Here is a 4,292-nt window from a genome sequence, read left to right on the forward strand (position 1 = left end):
GTGGTCGTATACGTTTCTCCAGGGTTCAAGACCACGGAAGGAAAACCCTTTTGATTCGGCGAATCAGGATAATGCTGGGTTTCGAGGCAAACACCACTTCTTTTGGCATAAGTGCCTCCACCTGGTATAGGTAGCGTCCCATCCAAAAAGTTGCCGGTATACAGTTGAATGCCTGGTTCTGTAGTAGCCACTTCCATAACCCTTCCTGATTTCCGATCAAATAGGGTGGCTACGGTGCGCAGCCCTGCTTCTTGATCATTCAATACCCAACAATGGTCGTAGCCGCCACCTTTTTTAATTTGATCATTCTCCGCATCAATATCTTTTCCGATTATTTTGGGGGAATTGAAGTCAAAAGGAGTTCCTGCCACGTCCATAAGTTTTCCGGTGGGAATCAAGTTTGCATCTACGGGAACCAATTTATCGGCACTCATGGTAAGTTCATGATCCAATATAGTCGTGGAGAAATCTCCTGATAAATTGAAATAGGCGTGTTGCGTTAAATTGACCACTGTTTTTTTATCGGTGGTTGCTTTATAGTCTACGGCCAGCGTATTGTCGTTATCAAGCGTATAGGTTACCATTACGTTCAGATTACCGGGAAAGCCTTCTTCCATATCCTTACTTGTGTAGGTGAGCTTAAGAATAGCCTTGTCACCTCCCCTAGAATCTTCCACAGTCCAAATTACTTTATCAAACCCCTTTATACCCCCATGCAGACTATTCTCCCCATTATTGGCTGCCAGTATATATTCGGTTCCGTCTAAAAAAAACTTCGCTTTCGCGATACGGTTGCCATAGCGACCAACTAGCGCCCCAAAGAACGGGTTATCCTTAAGATATTGATCTAAGGTATCAAAACCCAAGACCACGTTTTCTGATGTTCCATTTTTATCAGGCACTTGTAAAGAGGTAATCCTGCCTCCATAAGTAATGATATTAACTTCCACATCATTTTGGTTTTTCAGGGTATATTGGTCTACTTGCACACCATCCGGAGTAAGACCAAAGTTGCTTTTTGTTATCGTTGTATTTGATTCAGTTTCCATCACGTTGGGTTCATTTACTTTTTTAGACACTTCCTTGCATTGAACTAAACTTATTGCAATGGGCATTACTGCCACGGCAACCAAAATTTTATTGAAGGTTTTCATTTTTTATCGGGTTAGGTTCTATTCAGATACCATGCTGAAACATATGGTAATAGGCCTCATTGGCATTGATTAAATCTTTGAATTCCCGCACGGAGGTTTTTGCATCGATGACCAAGAGCTCTATACCGGCCATATCGGCAAAATCCTCCATAAACTCCGTCGTCACTGCTTGGCTATAGACCGTGTGATGTGCCCCGCCTGCCAATATCCAAGCTGTCGCTGCAATCTCCAAATCAGGTTTGGCGTCCCAAAGCACCCTTGCGACAGGCAATTTGGGAAGTTCGCCCATGGGTTTTACGGCTTCTACCTCATTTACAATAAGCCTGAACCGATTGCCCATATCAACAAGGGAGGCGTTGATGGCAGGTCCGGCCGGGGAATTGAATACCAAACGAACAGGATCCTCCTTACCGCCTATACCCAGTGGGTGCACTTCACAGGAAGGTTTGCCTTCGGTGATCGATGGACAGATTTCCAACATATGAGATCCCATGACGTAGGCTTTTTGCGGCGTAAAGTGATAGGTATAATCTTCCATAAAGGAGGTACCCCCTTCCAGTCCGACATTCATAACCTTCATCGCACGTACGAGGGCTGCGGTCTTCCAATCCCCTTCGGCCCCGAAACCATACCCATCTGCCATTAAACGCTGTGTGGCGATCCCTGGCAATTGTTTTAATTCGCCCAGATTTTCGAACGTATCGGTAAATGCCTTAAAGCCCCCTTCTTCCAAAAAAGCGCGTAGGCCCAATTCGATTTTGGCCGCATCAAGTAAAGAATTTCTTTTTTCTCCCCCCACTTTTAATGAAGGGGTCAATGTATAGGTTTCCTCATATTCCTTCAACAAGGCATTCAGATCATTCTCCGATATACGTTTAATATGTTTGACGACATCCGATGAATCATAGCCATTTACCGAAAACCCGAAGCGTATTTGGGCTTCTACCTTATCGCCATCGGTTACCGCAACCTCGCGCATATTATCCCCCAATCTTGCCACTTTTAGATTTTGAAACTCGTCCCAACCCAGCGCTACCCTCGACCAGATTCCCAGTTTTTGGTGTACGCGTTCTTCTTTCCAATGCCCGACCACAACTTTTCTTTTCTTCCGCATTCGCGACATTATATAACCAAACTCCCGATCGCCATGCGCCGACTGGTTTAGGTTCATAAAATCCATATCTATGGATTCCCAAGGTATTGCTGCATTGAATTGGGTGTGTAAATGACACAATGGTTTGGTCAAAACGGTCAATCCCTTGATCCACATTTTGGCTGGGGAAAACGTATGCATCCAGGTCATGATACCGATGCAGTTCTTATTCGAACTTGCGGCCAAACAGATATCGGTTATCTCCGATGGGGTTTTAACCGTTGGTTTATAGACAATTTTTACGGGAATGTGCTTTGAGGCATCCAAACCCCGAGCAATCTCATGTGCATTGGAAGCCACTTGTTTCAAGGTTTCCTCTCCGTATAAATGTTGGCTGCCCGTGACGAACCAAATCTCTTTTTCTTTTATATTGCTATTCATTTATATTCTTATTTATTGCCCGTAATACGCATCTTTACCATGCTTACGTTCGTAATGTTTTTTTATGAGCGCATCTTTTAATCTTGGGGCCTTAGGATTTATTTGAAGGGTCAAATACGCCATTTCGGCAATCGCTTCAAGTACCTTGCTATTATACACCGCTTTCGCGGCATTCTTTCCCCAAGCAAAGGGACCATGGTTACCGATCAAAACCATTTCCACTTCGGAATACGATAGGTTCCTCTCCCTGAAACAGTCCAATATTTGAATCCCGGTGTTGTGTTCATAGTTTCCCTGAATAAGCTCATCCTTCATGGGTGGGGCACACGGAATATCCGCTGTGAGATGATCGGCATGGGTGGTCCCAAAAATAGGAATATCCCGCTGTGCCTGCGCCCAGGCGACGGAATAGGTGGCATGGGTATGGGCAATACCTCCGATATCGTCCCAATTTTTATATAAATAAGCATGGGTCTTCGTATCGGAAGAAGGCCGCATCGTGCCTTCGACGATCGTATTGTCATAATCAAGAATGACCATGTCCTCGGCCTTTAAATCGTCATACGGGACACCACTGGGTTTTATGGCGAAAACGCCAGCTTCCCTAGCCACTGCGCTCACATTACCAAATGTGTATATGACCAAGCCTAAGGCATTCAGTTGCATATTGGCCTCATAGCACTCCCTTTTCAGTTCTTTGAACATTGAACCCATTTGCCTTTATTTATTGGTTAGGTTTTTCTCTACAAATGAACCCAGCACGTCATAGGCGTCCATTAATTTCTTGTAGCCTTCAATCGTTTCCGGTTGCGGTATGTATTCCGCTTCAAAATCGCTTCCCATGCGTTGACCGGCCTCGATTACATTATCATAAATACCGGAAGCCACAGCTGCATAAATGGCTGCCCCTAGCGCAGGAGCCTGGTCAGATTCAGCCACTTTTATGGGCATGTTCAAGACGTTTGCCAAGGTTTGCATAATGAACGGGGATTTTCTTGCCACACCACCTATGCCGATAACAGTGTTGATTTTTACGCCCTCTTCCTGGAACCTATCCACTATTTTTTTCGATCCAAAACAAATCGCATTGACCAAGGCCATGAAGATATGGGGGGCCAGGCTGCCCAAAGATAGATTGGAAATAGCACTTTTAAGTCCTTGATCGGCATCTGGGGTTCTTCTTCCATTGATCCAATCCAATGCAATGGGAATGCTTTCGTTCAATGGAATGGCTTCGGCCTGTGCGGATAATTCTTTGATGAAATTGGTCTCCAACTCTAACTTTAATTCATCTTTTTGGCTATCCGATAGAATATCGGAAGTCATCAAAAGGTGATCGATGGGCCAGGACAATACATCCTTGAACCAGGCCAACGCATCACCAAAAGCGGATTGACCGGCTTCCAAGCCCACCATTCCCGGGATTACGGAACCATCGACCTGCCCACAAATACCACGAACGGTTTTGGACCCTACAGCTTTATTTGAGGCCACGATAATATCACAGGTAGAGGTTCCCATGACGCGCACCAAAGCATGCTCTTCGATTTTTGCCCCGACTGCGCCGGCATGGGCATCAAAGGTTCCAACAGCGACCACCGTAT

General features: G+C 45.2%; 4 protein-coding genes. All 4 read right to left on the bottom strand.

The annotated features are described in order from the left end of the window. A partial coding sequence (locus tag WBM98_RS18120) for an aldose epimerase family protein (RefSeq protein WP_424367425.1) occupies positions 1–1,154 on the bottom strand: 1,154 nt, incomplete at its 3' end. Positions 1,155–1,176: 22 nt separating this feature from the next. Then, positions 1,177–2,688, bottom strand: coding sequence for an L-arabinose isomerase (araA, locus tag WBM98_RS18125; protein ID WP_424367426.1), 1,512 nt, complete (start codon positions 2,686–2,688; stop codon positions 1,177–1,179). Positions 2,689–2,700: 12 nt separating this feature from the next. Continuing rightward, a complete protein-coding gene (locus WBM98_RS18130; RefSeq protein ID WP_424367427.1) occupies positions 2,701–3,402 on the bottom strand; it encodes an L-ribulose-5-phosphate 4-epimerase in 702 nt (233 codons plus the stop codon). A gap of 6 nt (positions 3,403–3,408) precedes the next feature. Further along, positions 3,409–4,292, bottom strand: an 884-nt coding sequence (locus tag WBM98_RS18135) for an FGGY-family carbohydrate kinase (protein WP_424367428.1), incomplete at its 5' end; no start/stop codon positions are given.

Source organism: Maribacter sp., from assembly GCF_049667165.1.
GTDB lineage: Bacteria > Bacteroidota > Bacteroidia > Flavobacteriales > Flavobacteriaceae > Maribacter_A.